The organism is Mycobacterium sp. IDUB_39 (assembly GCF_055419205.1).
Window position 1 is genome coordinate 334500 of sequence record NZ_JBVAXF010000001.1, and the last position, 20169, is coordinate 354668.

Annotated in this window: 23 protein-coding genes and 3 tRNA genes; 8 read left to right on the forward strand and 18 right to left on the reverse strand. The window is 61.8% G+C overall.

The features are described from left to right. Positions 1-25 precede the first annotated feature (25 nt). Positions 26-1099: an aldo/keto reductase gene (locus ACZY0X_RS01630; RefSeq protein WP_463767857.1), complete on the reverse strand. Its 1074-nt coding sequence runs from the start codon at positions 1097-1099 to the stop codon at positions 26-28. 181 nt (positions 1100-1280) lie between these two features. Between ACZY0X_RS01630 and ACZY0X_RS01635 the strand changes: the two genes are divergently transcribed. Further along, a complete protein-coding gene (locus tag ACZY0X_RS01635) occupies positions 1281-2075 on the forward strand; it encodes a heparin lyase I family protein (protein ID WP_463767858.1) in 795 nt (264 codons plus the stop codon). An 812-nt stretch (positions 2076-2887) separates the two neighbouring features. After that, the gene (locus ACZY0X_RS01640) at positions 2888-4039 is read left to right on the forward strand and encodes a glycosyltransferase (RefSeq protein WP_463767859.1); all 1152 of its coding nucleotides are present in this window, start codon (positions 2888-2890) and stop codon (positions 4037-4039) included. A 44-nt stretch (positions 4040-4083) separates the two neighbouring features. Here the strand turns inward: ACZY0X_RS01640 and ACZY0X_RS01645 are convergent, their stop codons facing one another. Continuing rightward, complete coding sequence (locus ACZY0X_RS01645; protein ID WP_463767860.1) at positions 4084-4377, reverse strand: hypothetical protein; 294 nt, start codon at positions 4375-4377, stop codon at positions 4084-4086. Here ACZY0X_RS01645 and ACZY0X_RS01650 point away from each other — a divergent pair. Then, the gene (locus ACZY0X_RS01650) at positions 4370-4528 is read left to right on the forward strand and encodes a hypothetical protein (RefSeq protein WP_463767861.1); all 159 of its coding nucleotides are present in this window, start codon (positions 4370-4372) and stop codon (positions 4526-4528) included. The two genes, ACZY0X_RS01645 and ACZY0X_RS01650, sit on opposite strands and share 8 nt — an antisense overlap. A gap of 479 nt (positions 4529-5007) precedes the next feature. Here ACZY0X_RS01650 and ACZY0X_RS01655 read toward each other — a convergent pair whose 3' ends face one another. The 4 genes from ACZY0X_RS01655 to ACZY0X_RS01670 all read right to left on the reverse strand — a co-directional run bounded on the left by ACZY0X_RS01655 (position 5008) and on the right by ACZY0X_RS01670 (position 10072). Beyond that, positions 5008-5568, reverse strand: a complete 561-nt coding sequence (locus tag ACZY0X_RS01655) for a hypothetical protein (RefSeq protein ID WP_463767862.1) — start codon at positions 5566-5568, stop codon at positions 5008-5010. A 433-nt stretch (positions 5569-6001) separates the two neighbouring features. After that, complete coding sequence (locus ACZY0X_RS01660; protein ID WP_463767863.1) at positions 6002-7495, reverse strand: tyrosine-protein kinase domain-containing protein; 1494 nt, start codon at positions 7493-7495, stop codon at positions 6002-6004. A 151-nt stretch (positions 7496-7646) separates the two neighbouring features. After that, complete coding sequence (locus tag ACZY0X_RS01665; protein ID WP_463767864.1) at positions 7647-9509, reverse strand: DUF4012 domain-containing protein; 1863 nt, start codon at positions 9507-9509, stop codon at positions 7647-7649. 143 nt (positions 9510-9652) lie between these two features. Next, positions 9653-10072 carry a hypothetical protein gene (locus tag ACZY0X_RS01670; protein WP_463767865.1) on the reverse strand — a complete coding sequence of 140 codons (420 nt, stop codon included), beginning with the start codon at positions 10070-10072 and terminating at the stop codon, positions 9653-9655. A gap of 531 nt (positions 10073-10603) precedes the next feature. On the opposite strand from ACZY0X_RS01670, the gene ACZY0X_RS01675 reads away from it, so the two are divergent. The 4 genes from ACZY0X_RS01675 (at position 10604) to ACZY0X_RS01690 (ending at position 13784) form a co-directional block, all read left to right on the forward strand. Next, on the forward strand, positions 10604-10939 hold the full coding sequence (locus tag ACZY0X_RS01675; protein ID WP_463767866.1) for a hypothetical protein: 336 nt from the start codon (positions 10604-10606) through the stop codon (positions 10937-10939). A gap of 271 nt (positions 10940-11210) precedes the next feature. Further along, positions 11211-11690: a YecA family protein gene (locus ACZY0X_RS01680; protein ID WP_463767867.1), complete on the forward strand. Its 480-nt coding sequence runs from the start codon at positions 11211-11213 to the stop codon at positions 11688-11690. 162 nt (positions 11691-11852) lie between these two features. Continuing rightward, positions 11853-12557 carry a YciI family protein gene (locus tag ACZY0X_RS01685; RefSeq protein ID WP_463767868.1) on the forward strand — a complete coding sequence of 235 codons (705 nt, stop codon included), beginning with the start codon at positions 11853-11855 and terminating at the stop codon, positions 12555-12557. Between the two features lie 9 nt (positions 12558-12566). Continuing rightward, the gene (locus ACZY0X_RS01690) at positions 12567-13784 is read left to right on the forward strand and encodes an RNA polymerase sigma factor (RefSeq protein ID WP_463767869.1); all 1218 of its coding nucleotides are present in this window, start codon (positions 12567-12569) and stop codon (positions 13782-13784) included. A 1-nt stretch (position 13785) separates the two neighbouring features. Here ACZY0X_RS01690 and ACZY0X_RS01695 read toward each other — a convergent pair whose 3' ends face one another. The 12 genes from ACZY0X_RS01695 to ACZY0X_RS01750 all read right to left on the reverse strand — a co-directional run bounded on the left by ACZY0X_RS01695 (position 13786) and on the right by ACZY0X_RS01750 (position 19242). Further along, positions 13786-14403 (reverse strand): M15 family metallopeptidase, encoded by a 618-nt coding sequence (locus ACZY0X_RS01695; protein ID WP_463767870.1) that lies wholly within the window; start codon positions 14401-14403, stop codon positions 13786-13788. A 92-nt stretch (positions 14404-14495) separates the two neighbouring features. After that, complete coding sequence (rplA, locus tag ACZY0X_RS01700) at positions 14496-15203, reverse strand: 50S ribosomal protein L1 (protein ID WP_463767871.1); 708 nt, start codon at positions 15201-15203, stop codon at positions 14496-14498. Positions 15204-15313: 110 nt separating this feature from the next. Further along, complete coding sequence (gene rplK / locus ACZY0X_RS01705) at positions 15314-15745, reverse strand: 50S ribosomal protein L11 (protein ID WP_463767872.1); 432 nt, start codon at positions 15743-15745, stop codon at positions 15314-15316. Positions 15746-15774: 29 nt separating this feature from the next. Then, entirely contained in the window at positions 15775-16458 is a 684-nt protein-coding gene (nusG, locus tag ACZY0X_RS01710; protein WP_463768726.1) for a transcription termination/antitermination protein NusG, read from the reverse strand. Positions 16459-16658: 200 nt separating this feature from the next. After that, positions 16659-17078 (reverse strand): preprotein translocase subunit SecE, encoded by a 420-nt coding sequence (gene secE, locus ACZY0X_RS01715; RefSeq protein ID WP_354524696.1) that lies wholly within the window; start codon positions 17076-17078, stop codon positions 16659-16661. Between the two features lie 78 nt (positions 17079-17156). Continuing rightward, positions 17157-17229 (reverse strand) — tRNA-Trp (locus tag ACZY0X_RS01720). A gap of 140 nt (positions 17230-17369) precedes the next feature. Beyond that, the gene (gene hadC / locus ACZY0X_RS01725) at positions 17370-17882 is read right to left on the reverse strand and encodes a (3R)-hydroxyacyl-ACP dehydratase subunit HadC (protein WP_463767873.1); all 513 of its coding nucleotides are present in this window, start codon (positions 17880-17882) and stop codon (positions 17370-17372) included. Between the two features lie 3 nt (positions 17883-17885). After that, entirely contained in the window at positions 17886-18314 is a 429-nt protein-coding gene (gene hadB, locus ACZY0X_RS01730; protein WP_241400902.1) for a (3R)-hydroxyacyl-ACP dehydratase subunit HadB, read from the reverse strand. Next, positions 18301-18753, reverse strand: coding sequence for a (3R)-hydroxyacyl-ACP dehydratase subunit HadA (hadA, locus tag ACZY0X_RS01735; protein WP_463768727.1), 453 nt, complete (start codon positions 18751-18753; stop codon positions 18301-18303). Before hadA ends, hadB begins: the two co-directional genes overlap by 14 nt. A gap of 78 nt (positions 18754-18831) precedes the next feature. Then, entirely contained in the window at positions 18832-18999 is a 168-nt protein-coding gene (gene rpmG, locus ACZY0X_RS01740) for a 50S ribosomal protein L33 (RefSeq protein ID WP_023985310.1), read from the reverse strand. Positions 19000-19034: 35 nt separating this feature from the next. Beyond that, a tRNA-Met gene (locus ACZY0X_RS01745) sits at positions 19035-19108 on the reverse strand. 61 nt (positions 19109-19169) lie between these two features. Continuing rightward, positions 19170-19242: transfer RNA gene (locus ACZY0X_RS01750), tRNA-Thr, on the reverse strand. A gap of 199 nt (positions 19243-19441) precedes the next feature. Here ACZY0X_RS01750 and ACZY0X_RS01755 point away from each other — a divergent pair. Further along, positions 19442-20167 carry an MBL fold metallo-hydrolase gene (locus ACZY0X_RS01755; RefSeq protein WP_463767874.1) on the forward strand — a complete coding sequence of 242 codons (726 nt, stop codon included), beginning with the start codon at positions 19442-19444 and terminating at the stop codon, positions 20165-20167. The last annotated feature ends 2 nt before the right edge of the window (positions 20168-20169 follow it).

Genomic DNA, 20169 nt, shown 5'->3' on the forward strand with positions numbered 1-20169 from the left:
GGAGGCTGCCCGAAGTGTCGCGACACTAACCACTAACGTCGCCCCCATCGGAGGATCGTGCCGAACCCGACGTCGGGCGAATCGCCTCCCTGGCAGCCTCGATCGATGCAGTCAATGTTTCGATTCTCGTTGCACCCACAATCGGCACAGAGATCCTCGGATCGTGGACCGTTTCGATGATTCTCGCCCGAGCGACACTTGCGGGATCCCGTTGTCCAGCAATAGCGCTCACGCCGCCAAGGATTTCACGTGCAACCACTGCTACTCCAGCCTCGACCGCTCTATCAAGAACGTCGGCGTAGATGCCCGCTCCCGGCGGCAGGGGAACCTGAAGCACCCGAACCCGCTCATCCGCCAAACAAGCTAGAGCCGTTTCCGTATCGTCGACGGAGACACCGACAATGCCTACCTTGCCCGCTGCCCGCGCAAGTTCCAAAGCCGATACCGCATCGCCGGCACGAATCACGTCGACCGAGGGACTGTGCAGAAGAAAGACATCGATCCGCTCGCGCTGCAGCCGGCGGAGACTCCCTTCAAGACTTCTGGTCAAGAACTGAGCATCCCAACGCGTGGGCATCGGTTTGGCCCGAACTGTCTGGACCTTCTCTTTGGCGTTCGTAGACCGACGTGTCGAGGCGCGTAAGACACCCTTCAGTGGAACCAGCATTCGCCGGTGCCACGCTAGGTACTTTCCTGCTTTGGACACGATTACGGCATCTTCACGTCCGGCAAGCGCCTCTGCCAGGAGGCGTTCGCTGTCGCCCTGTCCATAGATGTTGGAGGTGTCGAAGAAGCGCACTCCTTCGTCCAGCGCCTTCCTCACAAGGGCGCGACCCTCGGCTGGCGTTGCGCCACCCACCGAACCCAAACGACTACAGCCGAGCCCCAGATGTACGGCACCCGATGGCAGAAGACCCGACATGACCCCCCTCACCCCGGCACCGGAGCGCCCCGGATCGCTGGTTCCGCGCGCACTCGCGACCTTTATCCCTATTCCCAACTCGCCCAACAATAGAGGACCGTTGCCCTCTTTGCACATCCTGCTCGCGGTAAGAAGAAGCGCCAAACAGCGGGGTAATACGTGTTGCCCGTATTTCATGAACTAACCCAACGACGGGGTCGGCCATCGCTAGCAACGGCGACGAACTCTGACTATCAACCTCATCATGCCGTGTCGCCCGAGTCGCCCTGGTCCGCGGTCCCCGTGGTCAGTGGGACTTTACCCGGTTCGATTCTCCTCAGATACAGGGTTCGCACGTGGAGCGCTAGGCTGTCGAGGCATGCGAGACCATCGAACGAAGAGACTGGCAGCTGCGGCAACGGCAGTCGCAGTGGCGCTGCTAATGGCCGCACCGCCACTGGCTCTCGGCGACCGTCCGAGTCATATAGTCGACTCGAAGCCGATGAACCTATATGCCGCACCGGTTCCTTACGCCTTTGCCAACCCGGCTGCGAATGTTTACCGCTTTGAGGTGCACAAAAACGACTTTGGATGGTCGGGCGATTCCAAGAACGCCAAACGCCGAGCAGAACTGATATCCAGTGGTGACAAATACGGTTCAGGCGAGAATCTGTGGACGTCGTTTTCATTCGTGGTCGGTCCGTCTCACGACCCATTCGATGGCGGTAGTGAGCAGAATTTCATCCATCAGTGGCATTCAGTAGATACCACTGAAAATAGAGCACCCGTTGTAAGGGTCGAACTCGTCCACGGCAATTTAGAAATACGCACTCAGTCAGATGCGAGTAGCAAGAGCGTAGTTCGCTACCGTGCAGTACGACCCCCGGACGGGGAGGTTCATAATATCGTAATATCAGGGTTGCTGGGTAAATCTGGTCACATCAAGGCGTGGCTTAACGGAACGCAGATCGTAAACACCGACGCGCCCATTGGGTATTACAACGACGACGGTGGCGAACGCGATCTCGCGTACCCTCAATGGGGTCTCTACCAATCCAACGTCAGTTCCCCTACCGTCATTTATCATGCCAATTTGGCGTGGGGCACTACTGACCTGTCCGCACGGGTGGACGCCCCGCTTGCCGTCGCCACCCCTCCCGGCGGATGGGTGTAATTGGCCTGGACTGAACGTCAGAGCGAACTAGGGCCCGGCCCTGGACCTTGGTGAACAGGCTGTTGAAGGGGGACGCGAACGCATTGAGTTTCGGCTTCGACTGCATTACCCCTAGCCGTGACGCTGCCGGTGGCGTTAGCGTTTGGGTCACAGGTAGCGAAACATTCTCCCGATGGCTCGGTCGAGCAGCCCCACGGCCCTAATCAGCTCGCAGGGGTTGTCATTCCCGGTTTGGCCCTTGACCGTTGATGGCTTTCGGTCGAGGCCTTTGGATATGCAGATCGTCGAGGCAGGCCTACGCATCACTGCGGCGCGGCCTTGGCAGTCTTGCCAGCCGTGCGGACCGGCGAATGTACATGCGGCGGTCAGCCGCCGAGCGCCCTTGCACCAGATCAAAGAAAGCCAGGCACGGCCGATCTTCTCCAACGCGGGACAGGCCCCGCGGGAAGGGGAGACCCCCAACCGCCAGTGAGCCGGTGCAGCTGCCCGCCGGAGACCTCACGGTGCCCACGAAGTCCGAACCGCCACAGGCTGGAACCGGTTTGAGTTTGAACTCGATATTCAGACGGCGAAGGCATGCTCCTGGTCGAATGTGCAACCGCGTCCTACGTGCTGAGTATTAACAGGTGCCGCCCCAGCTCTCACAACTGCTGTTCGGACTCGCCGACGTAACGTTGCCGCGCACGCCGTAATGACGGCATACTGGCGCAGCGTCTGGCCATCACCTCGCAATGACATGACCCCCATTGGAACTACCCGATCAGTGATCCACGCACACGTTGGCGTACCCCCGCGGAAGGAATCTGACTTAAATGCTGCCAGCTATTGCCGGGATCTTTTGGATGATTGCTGGTTTATGTGCAGTCGCGACCATCTATCCATATATCTTGTATCCGGTCATCCTTCGGGCTCTTCCAGCTCGCCCTCTAAGTACCGCAGACATTGCTTCGGAAGGCGGAAAAGAGTTCGCACTGCTGTTCTGTGCGTACAACGAAGCGAAGGCCATACCTGAGAAGATCGACAACTTACGTGTGCTGCGTACGGCGTACCCAAATTTGGAGATCCTCGTCTATGACGATTGTTCCTCCGACGGGACGGCGGACATGCTTGAACGTTCAGGCCTTGACCTCCGCGTTATCCGTGGGATAGAGCGGACCGGAAAAGCGCATGGGATGAAAAAGTTGGCTTCGATGACCACCCGCGAATTTCTTGTGTTCACCGATGCAAATGTTGAATTAGCTCCCGGCACGCTGGACCGCCTTCGTTCCGCTTATTCTGATCCGACCGTGGGCGGGGTATGCGGACTGCTCCGATATATCGACGTCGAGGGAACAGCAGCATCTCAAGCGGGCGGCCTCTATTGGCGCCTTGAAGAGATTATCAAATCACTCGAATCGCGATCTGGAAACGTGATGGGTGCCGACGGGTCAATATTCTCTATTCGTAGCTTTTTGTACCCCGTGTTCCCCGATACAGTCCTCGACGACATGACGGTGTCGATGGAAGTTGTCTTCCAACGCTACCGACTGATCAAGGATCCCCTTGTTATCGCAAATGAGCGACTGGTGGCATCGGCAAAAGATGACTATCACCGTCGCCTACGCATTGCAACACGCGTTTTTCACACACATATGCTCGCAATCCGGCCCAAGCTTCATGACTTGCCGCTCGCGGACCGCTGGCGTTGGTGGTCACATCGGTACGTCAAGTGGCACGGTGCATTTTTTATCGCAGGCGGATACTTGAGCGTGATGATAGCCCTTGGGCTTTCTTCAGAATGGGAAGCAATCCTGATAGCCATTGCGGCGACGATTGTCGTCGCTGTGACTGCGACGTATATGCGACTTGGCCCTGTATCAGCCGCAATCCACATCGTGTCGTCCATCTTCCTGTCCGGAATAGGCGTTATACGGGCGCGGCGGGGTCGCACTGTAACCACATGGAAGCCCCCGTCGACGCGATAGATACACGCGCGTGGGCCTCGCCGGACAGCGATGCATCCCGCGTTTTAGAGCAAAAACGCATAACAGTTATTCCGTAGGCCCTGTCCACGCAAGCGAGCGGTGTCCTCGATCCCGACGATCGAAGCCGACGCCCGAATGTCTTGTGGGGAATCGAGTTCCAGTTCGACTCCACTGTCGACGGCAAGGCAATCAAGATCGCCTCGATGATCGTCGAACACACCCGGCGCTCGTTGCTGAACATCGTCGAACGGTCGATCACCGCCGACCGGCTTGTCGAGGACTTCAAGATGGTGTTCGCCGCCGCTGGCCGGGCCGCCGAAGGTGCTGCGTATGGACAACGGGCCAGAGTTCATTTCCCAAGCACTGCAACAGTTCTGCGACGGCACGACTGGCATGTCGGATATCCCGCCGGGAACGCCGTGGAACAACGAACACATCGAATCGTTCACCAACCAGCAACACAAGGAGTGTCTGAACCGCAATCACTGAAACACCCTGCTCGAGGCCCGCGTGGTCATCAGCGACTTCAAGGAGGAGCACAACCAACGACATCGCCACTCAGCGCTGGGCTACCGAACACGCGCCGAGTGCGCTGCGGCGTGCAGATGCACCCACACCCCAGTGGCCTACGAGATCAACTGAATCCGGTACCAAACAATCCGACTCTGAATTCGGGTGGACTCAGTATCGGCGACTCGCCACTAGGTTTGGACCGTCGTCAACAGACGGCATCGTCTGCGACGACAGCAGCAGCAGCCACCTACGCCTTCTCAGATGCAGAGTGCCCGGCAGGTAGACGACACGGGGCCGAAGTCCGGATCCTGTGCCCGCCGGGGCCATCTCAGTTCAGCGACGCGTCCACTTTGCGCGGATACTCGCCGCCCTCGCTTACGGAACGGTTCTCCAACGCGAGTAACCGCACCCCCAACCCTCATGGTTGAGCATGGCGTTCGCGTTTCAGCGGGCACTCAGGGCGGCGTGGGCACCAATGGGAGACCTTCCTCGGCGACCCACACCATGTTCACGGAAGCCTTCACACCAACCGGGCGGTCCGTAGGCGCAGAAACGTGTCGCCAAAACGCACGCTCACTAAGCAGTCCGCTCGTTCCGACTGTGCGCTTCTCTTCAGCCCCTGGAACTCTCACCGTCACCGATCCGTCCGCCACATCCACCTCAAATCGGTACTGCCGATCCAATTCCAGTGGTGGATCGAACTTTCCGGCGAACACGCGTCGGACCCTGCCGCCATCCCGACGCGTCGATACCGCCCACCCATTGGGATTCACGGTGAGTTGCACCAGATCGGTCGTGATTTTATCGTTCCCCGTTACCGCCATCACCAACGTCTCAGCACCGCCGTTGCTCACCCTCTCCCAACTTGCTTCGGCGCCAACTCGGTGGACGGTGCTGCGGAAGCTGCGCACTGCGTAGACACCCGTGTCGCCTGCGGAGGTATACCGGCCGTTCTCAATGAATCCGTCTGTCGCTGGCGGAAGGATGGGATTGCCGCCCCCGGCGGGTTCGCGCATATCCCAACCGTCACCCAACCCTAGTGGTGTGTCCGGGCGGTCAAAGTTGTCGACGAATGATGATCCCGGCGCTAGCGGTAACAGTGGCTGGGGAGCGGTCGGCGGAGGGGGTGTGTAATGGGACTCGAATGGCGGCGGTTCCGGAGTGCACGCAGCGACCGCTGTCATGACGATCGCGGCGGCAATGACTCTCTTACGGTTCATGCGGCCGGAGTGAACTGCTCGGCGAGCCGTTACGGCCCCGTGGACGCGCGAAACTGATGCCTATGCCGGCTTTTCCGCCATGGACAGATTGGCTCAGCATTTAGCGAGGACCGCCAGCGAGGCTAAGTGTTCGCCGGGCATCCCTGACCGGCATTGCCCTACAGCGCGGCGACACTGTCTGCTTCGGCGGCATCAATAGGATCGTTCGCGTCGATATCGAATCCGGAATCTACTTCGGTGATCGGTGTGCTCCGCTGGCCGATTGCGGGCCGTCCAAACCGTGAGGCTCGTTGATGGAATCGGGCGCAGAGGCCGGTTTGGCCGCCGGTTCGGTGACCTGATCCACGAGTGGTCGCAGCTGCGAGGCGTCCTCGCCATAGGAACTGTATCGGTATCCGTACGACGCGTCGCCGCGAAGGGGGGTCATGGTGAGCACTGCGCCCAGAACTGTTGCTCCGACGTCGTTGAGGTTCCCTATCGCGTGGCCGAGCTGTTCGCGTTTCGTCTGGCCGAACCGCGCGATGATCAACACGCCGTCAGCGTCGGCTGCAAGGATTGCGGCATCCGTGACGGCCAACAGCGGTGATGAATCAACGATGACGTAATCGAATTGCGCCCGCAGTTCTTTCAACACATTCTTTGCGGCTAGTGATCCCAGCAGTTCGCTCGGATTCGGCGGCACGGCACCAGCGGTGAGGACAGTCAATCCTGGGTAACGCGTCTCTTGCAACGCTTCAGCTAGCGATGCCATACCACTCAGGACAGTGCTGAACCCGACCGATCCAACCAAGCCCACATACTTATGCAACATTGGGCGTCGCATGTCCCCGTCGATGAGAACCACGTTATGGTCGGCCTCTGCGAGTGCCAGTGCGATATTTATCGCCGTGGTGGATTTACCCTCTGAGGGAAGCGAACTCGTGATGACGATCACTCGCGGCGGGTTGTCGACAGCAAGGAATTGCAGGTTCGTTCGGAGCTTGCGGAAAGCTTCAGCTATGCCTGAATTGTCCGTGTCGAAGGATATCGCCGGTTCTTTCCGGCGTTCCTTGTCGAGTGGAATACTGCCAACTACGCCTGCGCCTGCGATATCCTCAAGCGTTTCACGCCGCTTAATAGTGTTATCTAGCAAATCCAGAATCACGGCGAGGGCTAAGCCTAACGCCAAGCCCAATGCGAGCCCGGCAGCGATGTTCCGCACCTTGTTAGGCACCACCGGATGGTCGGGAATGGACGCACGTTGCTCGACGACCACGCGAGCATCTGGCCTGGCGCCGTCCTCTGGGGTCTCCAATTCGCGCGCCAGGACAACGAACTCGTCCGATAAGGCGTTTGCGATATCACGCGCTCGGACGGGCGACTCGTCAAGTACGTCGACATCTAGTAACACCGTGTCGGGTTTCGCGCTTGCCTTGACCTTTTCGGTTAGCGCCTCCGCGCTCATATCGAGTCCCAGTTTGTCGATGGTGCGCTGTGCCAGCGTTCTGCCCATCAGTAACTCGGTGTACGAAGTTACCCGCTCCTGCGAAAGCCGATTGCCCTGGTATAGATCCGACGCCGAAGCGCCGCTTGACGTCGTCGAGACAAAGAGGCGCGTCGAGGCCTCGTAGAGCGGAGTTGTTAACAATGAAACAGCGAGCCCCGCCAAGACGCCGATTAGTGCCGTAACGGCCACAGTAATCCACCGCGTACGAATTAATCTTGCAAAATCTTGGAGATTCAATGCCGCCCCTTCACCGGTGAATGGCCCGGTCTTGCGCTTTGTTGTCCGACGCCGCAGACCTGCGGAGGTAAAATGGCCGTTAAATCGCCAGCACAAGCGTGAGCGTTAGTCATATTCTCAACATGCTGATCTCGTACCGGGAGCCTGCGGCTCATCCTGAACATTCAGGCACCGCTACCTCAGGAACAACCGCGTCCACTAGAGGTTGAATCGGGACACGGGCTGCACCCGCGGACGTTGGTTCGGAGAGACGGAATACTAACGTGCCTGATTGACCCGGCGGTATTGCAACCTGCACTTCGAAGCTGGGGTGGCCACGTTCCGTCGCAGTAAACACCGGCACCTTTTGATCATTGGCTAATGCACTCACCAATGTCGCATTCCTGGTCACAAGAAGACGAACTGAGGTCAGCATAGTGCCCCTCGGTAGGTCCAGTGGAATCCCCTCGAGAAAGCCCATCTTGCCTGACACGTAATCCGGCGATGATACGTCCTGCACCGTATTGTTCAACCGCACAGTCACGGTCGACATTCGGGTATCGCTGTCGCAGCCATCGGCTACGTACTCGATATCCCTTGTGAGATAATAATCGAGTTTGTTTCCTCCGAGGTTGTTGACTACCACTTCCGCATAGGGCGCAGGATCATCGGGAATCACATGTGCGAGCGGAGTCTCTTCAAGGAGTTCTTGGTCAGCCGGCGACGAACTCCACACCGCAATTCGCCGTTCGCCGACCGCCTTACCTAGCGCCTCCAGCAGCTTCTGGGGCGATTCCAGATGTCCGGTGATCTTTTTGACGACTTCGGTCGCGATCTCTTGGAGATACTTCTTCCTCGCAACCTTGTCATCAGGAAAACGAATGTAGGCGGTCGACTCGGTTAATTCGACGACATTATCCTTCGTTATCGTCTCACCGTCCGGCATTGTTATGGACCCGACTGCACCGAGCATGTAACTCAAAGCGACTGGATCCAACGCGATAACACCATCGACATTCGTGCCCGACTGCTGCGCCCAGAGAGATTTCCAGATCTGAGCCGCGTAGGGAAAATGCGAACTCTGGTTACTGTTACGGAAGTCAGTGGTCGGATTTGTAAATCCGTAATTTTCCGCGTATTCCGGTCCCAGGTCAATGGACGTAAATGGCTTATCGAGTTCGGTATTCGCACCCAATGTGTCGACCGTAGGAACGCCATTGTCGAATCGGAGAATTCCAAATCCGCCCAGCAGTCCCCCGGTCCCGCGGGCTTCGGCGTTGGTTTGGAAGCCCATGAAGTAAGTACGCGGACCATCGGCGCCCATCAACGACGGTGCGAGACGTGCAGCAAGAGCCGTATTTTCCAACAGGTGCGCAACGTCAGAAGTCTGCTGCTGTAATTGCGCGCGTGCGCGATCGAGTACCGAAACGTAACGGGGATCAGCGATGGCCCTCGCGTCGGCGTCGAGTCGCGTCGCATCCGCAGAAATTCTGCTCAGCTCAGGTTCCTGATCGCGAAGTCTTTGAACGTCCAGCCGACCGCCTGCTAACAACTGGTCGGGCGCGAGCGCTGCGCCCGAATCTGCCGCAGGTTGCAGAACTTCGACCGCCAGTCCCAACACAACATTTGAGATTTGTTGGCCGGTTTCGAACGGGCTGCCGAGCCACGGGACAGCCGCCGCGATACTCCATGGCAACGAATGAGTCGCGTTGCGGGCGGCCTGCGCATGGGATTGGGCCTCTCCCACGAATCGCGAGGCGCCCTCGGTATCACCTTGCAACAGTGCATCTTTGGCCTGCTGCGCGCTGTCGCGCGCCTGTTCTAGATTTGTCTTCGCGTCAAACGCGCGAGCGCCCAACCAACATCCGAACGCCACGACCACGACCAGCAATACGAGCCCCACCCATACGCCGCGACGGCCGGCGGAGACCTGCGGCCTCCACCGCGATCGGCGCGCTTCATCGTCCGCTGGCAGATCTGTGTGATCGCCGCTGTTCGACACATCATTAGAACGCCGTCGAGAGAAGATGCTCAAATCAAGGATTCCCGTGTTCGGGTGTGAACTGCCTTAGGAGACGGCTATCCACAGCAGCGCCAGCTCAAAACGACGCGACCCGTCGGCTGACGAGTCGCGTCGCTAGAGACAGCGGGATATCAAGGTCTAGTCGGGAACTACCGTTAGCCGACCTGAGAGTAAGGGCCGACCCGGAAGACGCGGGCGAACTCATTGGCCACCCACTGGAGTCCCTTAATAACAAACTGTGAACCGTTGTAGACCAAAGTAGCGATGGCGTGGACAACGGCTTTAATGGTGCCACCGATGATAACGATCGGATTGAACGCGTTGACACCGACACCGGCTGCGGCGCCGGCTGCGGCACCGGCTACGGCCGACGAGCCGTTGTCCCGCGATGAGAGACCGCCGGGCAGGAGGGTCAGGTCACTGACGCTGTAAGTGTCAGCGTTGCTGACGGGCGCGATGGCCGGCTTTGCTTCGGCAACCGCCGGAGTGATGACTGCAGCGGCAACGAGTGCCACGGCAGCGGTGCCCACCTGAAACTTCGTGCCGACGTTTGAGAACTTGGCCAGTGCTGACACTGTCTTCCCCTTTGTATCGTTCGCCCCTGGGATTTCCCTGAGAATTGACGTAAGCATTGCAGAGTTTGTTGACCGCGTCAATAAGAACGGGCATGTCGGGCAATCTGCCGAACGATCATGATGTCGACGCGGACAAGGCAATTCGACGAGGTACGCAAATCGACAGGGCGACGAGCCTCGGGACGTATTGCAGATGCCGCACCCTTTCGATCGGGCGCACCATTGCGGGCAGGATAGTTGCAAGAGAATCATCAGCCGACTAAAACCGCTGTAAAACAGCGGGTTCAACCCCTCAGACCTTAGTAGCGGAATTTGCTTCGTGCCGTTGATTAGTGGCGCCACACACCGGCCACGAAGGGGCCAGGCGCTGGGGTGCGAGACCACGCGCACGATCCCTCGTCGCCCTTCATCGACCAATACGGCTTCACGCGATACGCCAACGCTCTTGAAATGCATCTGGTAATCGCACGGTGAAAACCCGTAACCAACTGTCCCGGCATCGCGCGCTACATCCCCGTCGTCAACCACCCTGTGCTCATCGCCGCCCTCGCCCGCCGATGGGCGCTGACGGCAGTCGCGGTGGTCGTCACTGTGACGATAGCCGCGGTGGTCGCGTCGTCGTTCGTCGCGGTCGAGACATCGGCCGCCATCCGCGTCATGTCGATGAACATGCAGTTCGGAAAGGCGGACACCTCGGAGATCCTGCGGTTGGCGAAGCGCGACGACGACGTCCTCGCGGTTCAGGAGATGACACCGAAGGCCGCGGCACTCCTGTCGGCGGCCGTTTCGGACGCGGTCCTCCCCCACCGGTTGATCGACCCTCAACCGGCCCGTCGGGAGTCGGGCTATGGAGCAGCTTCCCGCTGACGGAGACCGCCCGCGTCGAGACACACAAGATACCCGCGGTGGTCGCGCCAAATCGCCGGTGTGGCAGTGAGTCCCGTCGTAGCGTCGACACATTTGATGCCGCCGGTCGCCTTTAGTGCCTTACGCACGCGTGAACAATCACATATCGGTGCGGCCCGAAGGCTCAATCGGGGAACTCGTTGCGGTGAGCCCTTGGCGACCTTCGGGGGTTACCGGTCCTTCACTTTCACCACTCGCAGACCCGCCAAGTTTCGGCGCGTCCACGGTCCACATGTGGCACGATCGCCATCTGCGCGAGGAGCGCGGATTTGCATCGGGGGTATGGGTGTATCCAATTAGAAACGACGCGCAGCTCATTGCGGCGCTCAATCAGATGACGCTCGCAGAATTGATGTCTCTGCAGGACGGGCTGAACAGTGCACTTGGATCCGGCCATGTGACCACCACGGCGTGGGCGCAGGCGATCAACGGCCACAGCACTGAAGCGGCGATATGGCTGTATTCCCACCCGTACCGCGACGAAGAAAGCAAACTCGTCATCCTTCTCGCGACTCTCGCTGTCGCCATCGCATGGATGACCTACCGAGAATCCCCGGCGTCGGAGAGCGACCTTCAACAAGCCATGGGCACGGTGCGCGATGGGCACGCCTACATGCTGCCGATACCGCGTGGCGATCCTTGTTTCTGCGGGAGCCGAGCGAAATTCAGGCTCTGCCACGGGATGCCACCGGTAGCTGCGCCGGCTATGTGATTCCCCCGTCAACAATCACATAGAGAAAGCGGTCAACGGGCGAAGTTCCGGGCAACTCACCGCAAAACTCGTACGAGCCCGGTGTCGGATTCGGCAGGTCCCATTCGTCGAATCGGTAGAGAGTGAAACGCAGGGTTCCGCTCACTACCAGGAGGTGTACCGATGCACTACTTCGCGCTTCTGCTCGGCCCTGAGTCGACCGAACAACCCGACGCCGCGACACAGACCGACATCATGGCGGCCTATCAGAACTTCCACGCCGCGGCAGGGGCGTCCATCCGGGCCGGTGACGCACTGACCCCGTCGGCGACGGCGGTACGCATCAGCGGCGGCCCGGCTGCGCCAACCGTCACCGACGGCCCATTCGCCGAGAGCGCCGAGGTGGCCGGTGGCTACTACGTGTTCGAGGCCGAGAACCTCGACGAGGCGCTGGATCTGGCGCGTCAGATTCCCGCCTGCGCGTCGGGCGGCGTTGAGGTGTGGCCCATCGTGGAGTGGAACCAGCCGGAGAAGTCGCTGGAAGGCGACCACTGGTTGGCGCTGCTCCTCGAGCCGGCCGACGAGGCCGTGGCGCCCGGAACGCCGGAATGGGACGCCTGCACAGTCGCCCACACCGAGTTCGGCACCGCGGCGGGCGATCGGGTCAAGGGTGGTGCGGCGCTGCATCCGCCGTCGACGGCGACGACGGTGCGGGTGCGTGACGGCAAGGCGACGTACACCGACGGACCCTACGTCGAGGGCGCCGAGGTCGCCAGCGGCTTCTACCTGTTGAGCGCCGCCGATCGGGACGAGGCCGTCAAGGTCGCGTCCATGATCCCCGCCTCAACGGTGGAGCTGCGGCAGTTGGCCGGAGTATCGAGTCTGTAGCACTCACGAATGACCAACCTGGATGGCGTTTTTCGGCGCGAATGGGGACCCGCCGTGGCGGCACTCTCCCGCTGGTCCGGTGACCTCACCGTCGCCGAGGACGCCGTCCAGGAGGCGTTCACAGAAGCTCTGCGCTCCTGGCCCCGCGACGGCGTGCCCGACAACGTGGGCGGCTGGGTGCTGACCGTCGCACGGAACCGCGCGCTGGACCGCTTGCGTCGCGAATCCAGTCGTCCAGGAAGGGAACTCGCTGCGGTGGTCGATAACAGCTGGCCCCACATCGAGGGCGTTCCGGTGCACCCGGTGCGTGACGACGAGCTGCGGATGATGTTCATGTGCGCGCACCCGGCTTTGGACAGCGCATCGCAGTTGGCGCTCACACTGCGGTTGATCTCCGGACTCACCGTCGCCGAGATCGCCAGGTCGCTGCTGCAGTCCGAGGCCGCGGTCGGGCAGCGAATCACACGGGCCAAGAACAAGATCCGTGGCGCGAACATTCCACTGCGGGTGCCACCGGCAGAGCTGTTGGTGGAACGGACGCCGCACGTCCTGGCATGTATCTACTCCGTGTTCACCGAGGGCTACTGGTCGACGTCGGGGCCGTCGGCCATCCGCGACGAACTGTGCGATGAGGGCGTGCGGTTGGCCGGTGAACTGTGCGCGCTGATTCCCGACGAGACAAACGCCCGCGGGCTGTCGGCCCTCATCCTGCTGCACGATTCGCGACGCGCCACGCGGGTGGACGGCGCGGGCGCTCTGGTACCGCTCGACGAGCAGGACCGGCAGCGGTGGGACCGCGGCCGCATCGCGCGTGGCCTCGACGACCTGCGACGGGCGCGGGGCGCGACAGACAGCTACCTACCCCAGGCGGTGATCGCCGCGGCCCACGCCACCGCACCGTCGTGGGCCGCGACTGACTGGGCGCTCATCTGCCAGGCCTACGACCGGCTGATCGCGATCACAGGATCACCCGTGGCACGGGCCAATCGGGCGTTGGCAATCGGATTTCGGGACGGGTTCGACGCGGGTCTGGCGGCGCTCGACGAGGTGGCCTCCGATCCCCTGCTCGCGCGGTCGAACACCGTGGCCACCATCCGCGCGGATCTCCTGCGCAGAGCGGGCCGCCGCGATGAGGCTGCCGACTGGTACCGCATCGCGCTGGAGCGCGACGGCTCGACGCCGGCGCGGGAATTCCTGCGGCGCCGCCTGTCCGAGGTGACCGGGTGAGTCAGCTCAGCGGGACGTCCAGAATCGGGCGTGGCTCACCCGAACCCGGACCGTCGAAGTGCCACCACTCCCCCGAGTACACCGTCAACCCGCCAGCGCTCATCGCGTCGCGCAGCACCGCGCGGTTGTCTTGTTGTTCGGAGCTGACGCCCTCGGTGGCGCGCGCGAGGCTACGCGGGCTGAAGTCGTCGAAGTCGGTGCCCATGTCCAGCGGCCGGCCGTAGTGGAGGTCTGCCACCGTCACGTCGACGGAGCGCCCGGACTCGTGGCTACGTGCGAACTCCGTCGGCCGGGCCACCCAGTTCGGGTTGGGCACCGCCTCGAACATCCGGACCTGAACCTCGTGTGGCCGATAGCAGTCCCAGAAGACCAGCCGCAGACCCTGCTCCCGCAGTCGCTCGGCCGCCACGGCCAGGCCGGGCGCGAGCGACTCGTGCACCATGCAGCGGGCATCGGCCGGATACAGCGGGATGCCGACGAAGTTGTTGGCTGTGGCGTAGCGCAGATCGATCCGAGCGTCCGGGACCACCGTGCGCACGTCGATCAGCCCCGCAGCCTTCGCCTGGGGTGAGACCGGGGGGACGTCAGCCGACGCCGGTGCAGGTGTCACGAGCGCCATGATCGCAGCGAAACAAACGACCGCAGTGCGGTTTCGTACGCGCCGCGCCGAGGCGAGCGTACGAAACCGCACTGCGGTCGCAGTCAGAGGTCTTAGGCCTCGGTGAAGTTGCGGGTGATCGACGGATCCACCGGGATGCCGGGGCCCGTGGTGGTCGAGACGACGACCTTCTTCAGGTAGCGGCCCTTGGAGGAGGACGGCTTCGCGCGCAGAACCTCGTCGAGCGCGGCGCCGTAGTTCTCGGCCAGCTTCGTCTCGTCGAAGGACGCCTTGCCGATGACGAAGTGCAGGTTGGCCTGCTTGTCGACGCGGAAGTTGATCTTGCCGCCCTTGATGTCGTTCACGGCCTTCGTCACGTCGGGGGTGACGGTGCCGGTCTTCGGGTTCGGCATCAGGCCACGCGGGCCCAGCACGCGGGCGATCTTGCCGACCTTGGCCATCTGATCCGGCGTCGCGATCGCGGCGTCGAAGTCGAGGAACCCGCCCTGGATCTTCTCGATCAGGTCGTCGCTACCCACCTCATCGGCACCTGCGGCGAGGGCTTCCTCGGCCTTCTCGCCGACGGCGAACACGATGACGCGGGCGGTCTTGCCGGTGCCGTGGGGCAGGTTGACGGTGCCGCGCACCATCTGGTCGGCCTTGCGGGGGTCAACGCCCAAGCGGATGGCGACCTCGACGGTGGCGTCCTGCTTCTTCGACGACGTCTCCTTGGCCAGCTTCGCGGCCTCGAGCGGCGTGTAGAGGTTGTCGCGGTCGACCTTCTCGGCGGCTTCGCGGTATGCCTTGCTGTTCCTGCTCATGTGATTTCCAATCAGTTTCGTTGGTTGTGGTTGGTGCGGGCCGAAGCTGGCCCTCCCACGGATCGGCCGGGATGTCCCGACCGATCAGTCCTACTTGGTGCTACTTGGTGCTACTTGACCGTGATGCCCATGGAGCGGGCGGTTCCGGCGATGATCTTGGAAGCGGCCTCGACGTCGTTGGCGTTGAGGTCTTCCTTCTTGGTCTCGGCGATCTCGCGCACCTGGTCCCAGGTCACCGAGGCAACCTTGGTCTTGTGCGGCTCGCCGGAGCCCTTCTGCACGCCTGCGGCCTTGAGCAGCAGCTTGGCGGCGGGCGGCGTCTTCAGCGCGAACGTGAAGCTGCGATCCTCGTAGACAGTGATCTCCACGGGGATGACGTTGCCGCGCTGCGACTCCGTCGCGGCGTTGTACGCCTTGCAGAATTCCATGATGTTGACGCCATGCTGGCCGAGCGCAGGACCGACCGGCGGGGCGGGGTTGGCCTGCCCGGCCTGGATCTGCAGCTTGATCAGCCCGGCGACCTTCTTCTTCTTCGGGGCCATGAGGTGGTTCCTTTACTTTTTTCTAGTACTTAGATCTTGGAGACCTGGGTGAAGGTCAGTTCGACGGGTGTCTCACGACCGAAGATCGACACCAGCACCTTGAGCTTCTGCTGCTCGGCGTTGACCTCGCTGATCGAGGCGGGCAGCGTCGCGAACGGGCCGTCCATGACGGTGACCGACTCGCCGACCTCGAAGTCCACCAGGATCTCGGGACGCTCCAGGCTCGCCTCGGACGACGCGGCGGCCGTCGAGGAGGCCTTGCCGGGCTTCTTCGCCGCAGCGGGCGGCAGCAGGAACTTCACGACGTCATCGAGGGACAACGGCGACGGCTTCGACGTGGCGCCCACGAACCCGGTGACACCCGGGGTGTTGCGCACCGCGCTCCACGACTCGTCGGTGAGCTCCATGCGAACCAGGATGTAGCCGGGCAGCACCTTGCGGTTGACCTGCTTGCGCTGGCCGTTCTTGATCTCGGTGACCTCTTCGGTCGGCACCTCGACCTGGAAGATGTAGTCGCCCACATCCAGGTTCTGCACGCGGGTCTCGAGGTTGGCCTTCACCTTGTTCTCGTAGCCGGCGTAGGAGTGGATCACATACCAGTTGCCGGGGCGCCTGCGCAGATCCTTCTTGAGGGTCTCGGCGGGATCGGCGTCCTCGTCCTCTTCCTCGGGGGCCACCTCGTCGGTCACAGACTCGTCGGACTCGTCGGTCACAGACTCGTCGGACTCGTCGGACTCGGTGGTCTCGTCGATGATCGCCTCGGACGCCTCAGGTGCCTCGTCGGACGTCAGGGTCGACGACTCCGCGGCTCCATCGAGCACGTCGGACTCATCCGAGGGCGTATCGCCTTCGAAGGTCGTCACTGTTGTCAGTCCTCTCTAAGTTTCTTCAGCTCGTCACGCGGCCGGTTCGGTCAGCCGAACACCATCGTGATGAGCTTGGCGAAGCCGAAGTCGACTCCACCGATAAGCGCCACCATGAACGCCAGGAATATCAGCACCACGGTGGTGTAGCTGACCATCTGCTTACGGTTCGGCCAGATCACCTTGCGCAGCTCGGCGACTACCTGCTGCAGGTAGTTGATGACGAAGGTGATCGGGTTACGGGACGGACCCGTCTTTGCCGCCTTGGGCTTCTTGGGTTTCTTTCCGTCACCGTTCTTGGCGGTGTCGGCGACAACAGCGGCGGCCGTACCAGCACCCTCGCGCCGTGATCGCTTTCCCGACGGCCGCTGGGGCCGGGTCACCACGGCGGTCGGGCTGCCGGTGTCACCCTCGTCCGGAGTGTCGGTGCCGTCGCCTGCGGAGACGGCACCGTCGCGCTCGTCGCTCACCGCGTGCTCCCTTGTCCGATCGTGCTTGTCTTCGGTGGTCACCTTCCAGTGTCCACGCCTGTCGAGTATTCAGTTGAGCAGGGGCGACAGGACTTGAACCTGCAACCTGCGGTTTTGGAGACCGCTGCTCTGCCAGTTGAGCTACGCCCCTTCGGGGTTGGCAGGCCAACCCGCGAGGTCGAGGTTCACACAATTCACGCGCTCCCCGATCGGCCGATCATAAACCGACGGACAGCGCGTGACTTGGGGAAACCCCGAGGACCGAGTGTACATCGGCCCAAGTCTGACTTACTAATCCGCAACGGTGGCGGTTCGAACCACCTGACCTGTCTCCGGATCCCACTTGGCCGAGATCGAGTTGTCACCCTCGTGACCCATCAGCGTGGTGAACGCCTCCATCACGATCGTGCCGTCCTCATCGGCGCAGACGTTCCGGGTGGTGACGATATCGGCACCGAACCGTTCGGTGACCGACTCGACGTGCATGGTGCCGGTCAGCGCGTCACCGACCTTGATCGGCCGGTGGAAGAGGAACTTCTGGTCGACCTGGACGATCTGCAGGGTCTCCATGCCGATGTCCACGTTCGCGAAGAAGTGGTTCTGGATCATCACGGCGAAGATCGAGATGAAGGTGAGTGGCGCGACCAGCGAGTCGTGGCCCATCTCCTTGGCGGCCGCCTCGTCGACAGTGGCCGGATCCATCGACTTCACGGCCCTGGCGTATTGACGAACCTGCTCGCGACCCACGACGAACGTGTCGGGGTACTTCCAGATCATCCCGCGGATGTCAGTCTTGAGAGCCATGGGTCAGGCCAGCTTCGCCGTAGCGACGGCGCGGCCGAAGATCTTCTTTCCCCCGGTAGTGGCGGAAAGCGCAATGACCACCGACTTAGTCTCTGGCTCAACAGATTTCACACGTCCGCTGAACACGATTTCAGCGCCGATGCCGTCGTTGGGGACGGGCACGACCGCGGTGAAGCGGACGTTGTACTCGGTGACCGCGGCCGGGTCGCCCACCCATGACGTGACGTAGCCGCCGCCCAGGCCCATCGTCAGCATGCCGTGCGCGATGGCGGTGTCGAGACCGACCTGCTTGGCGATCTCGTCATCCCAGTGGATGGGGTTCAGGTCGCCGGACACCCCGGCGTAGTTCACCAGGTCGCCGCGAGTCAGCGGAATGATCTTCTCCGGAAGCTGGTCGCCCACCTTCACCGAATCGAACTCACGCAGTGGCATCGCTAAAACCCTCTTCTCCCGATTCGCCCGACCGACCCGCGAGGGTCGTGTACGTCTCCTGCACAACATCACCCTTGTCATTGGTGATGATGGTCTTCGTCACGATGATGTCGGTGCCGTGCGCCTGCCGGAGCCCGTGCCCGTACACGTCGCAGTACAGCTTGTCGCCAGCCCTGATCGGCTGTAAGAACTTCAACTCCTGGTCGACCTGGACGATCTGAGCGTCCTTGATGCCGATGTTGGCGTCGGCGAAGAACGCGATCTGCGCCTGGTACCCGAAGACCGAGATGAAGGTCAGCGGTGCCGGCAGCGAGCTGTGCCCGAGTTCTGCGGCTACGGCCTCGTCGAAGTAGACGGCGTCGTCGTTCTTGACGGCGGTTGCGTACTCCCGAAGCTTCTCCCGACCCACGACGTAGTGGTCCGGGTATCGGTAGTGCATACCGATGATGTCCGAGGAGATAGCCACAAAGCTTGAACCTATCCGGTCAACCGTGGGCGACGCCCAGGGATCGACCGTCTAGCGCGATTCCTTGTGCGGCTGGTGGTGTCCGCAGTTCGGGCAGAACTTCTTGATCTCCAACCGATCGGGATCGTTGCGGCGGTTCTTCTTGGTGATGTAGTTGCGGTGCTTGCACACCTCGCAGGCCAAGGTGATCTTGGGCCGTACGTCTGTACTTGAGGCCACGTTCGTCGTCCTTCTTCGGGTGATTCGTTGTCTTGTAGCGGTGGGGGGACTCGATCCCCCGACCTCACGATTATGAGTCGTGCGCTCTAACCAGCTGAGCTACACCGCCATGATGGCGCCGCCGGTCGGGCTTAGCTTCTCCCGTCGCCTCGCTCGCCCGGTGTCCACCGAGCCCCCTAACGGAATCGAACCGTTGACCTTTTCCTTACCATGGAAACGCTCTACCGACTGAGCTAAGGGGGCCTGCCCCACAGCGTTGGACGGTGTCCATGCGGTGGGCCTTAAAGAGGGTACATTCTCGCCGATTGCCTAGCCAAACCGCTGGTGACGGTCGACCCGCCGCGGGGGTCCAGAACTGCCCCTCACGCAGCGAAATCAGGCTCTGTCAGCGCCTCGTGGGAGCCCGGGTGTCGGCGCCAGAGCGCGGCAATAGTCTGGAGGTATGGCGAACCCAGGGGTCGATAACCGTCTGTACTTCCGACAGCTGCTCTCAGGCCGCGACTTCGCTGCCGGCGACGCGATCGCGCAGCAGATGCGGAACTTCTCGTACCTGATCGGCGACCGGGAGACCGGGGACTGCCTCATCGTCGATCCGGCCTACGCCGCGGGTGACCTCGCCGACATCGCGGAGTCCGACGGCATGCGGCTCTCCGGTGTCCTGGTCACCCACCACCACCCCGACCACGTCGGCGGTTCGATGATGGGCTTCGAACTCAAGGGCCTCGCCGAACTGCTGGAGCGGGTCGCGATTCCGGTCCATGTGAACACCTATGAGGCAGAGTGGGTTTCGCGCACGACCGGCATCCCGCTGACCGACCTGACATCGCACGAACACGGCGACAAGGTCAACGTCGGCGATGTCGAGATCGAGTTGCTGCACACCCCCGGACACACCCCGGGCAGCCAGTGCTTCCTGCTTGACGGCCGGCTCGTCGCGGGCGACACGCTGTTCCTGGAGGGATGTGGGCGCACCGACTTCCCCGGCGGCAACTCCGATGACATGTTCCGCAGCCTGCAGGCCCTGGCCAAGCTGCCGGGCGACCCGACGGTGTTCCCCGGGCACTGGTACTCGGCCGAGCCGAGCGAACCGCTGTCCGATGTGCGTCGGCTCAACTACGTCTACCGGGCCAGCTCTCTCGACCAGTGGCGGACGGTTATGGGCGGCTGACG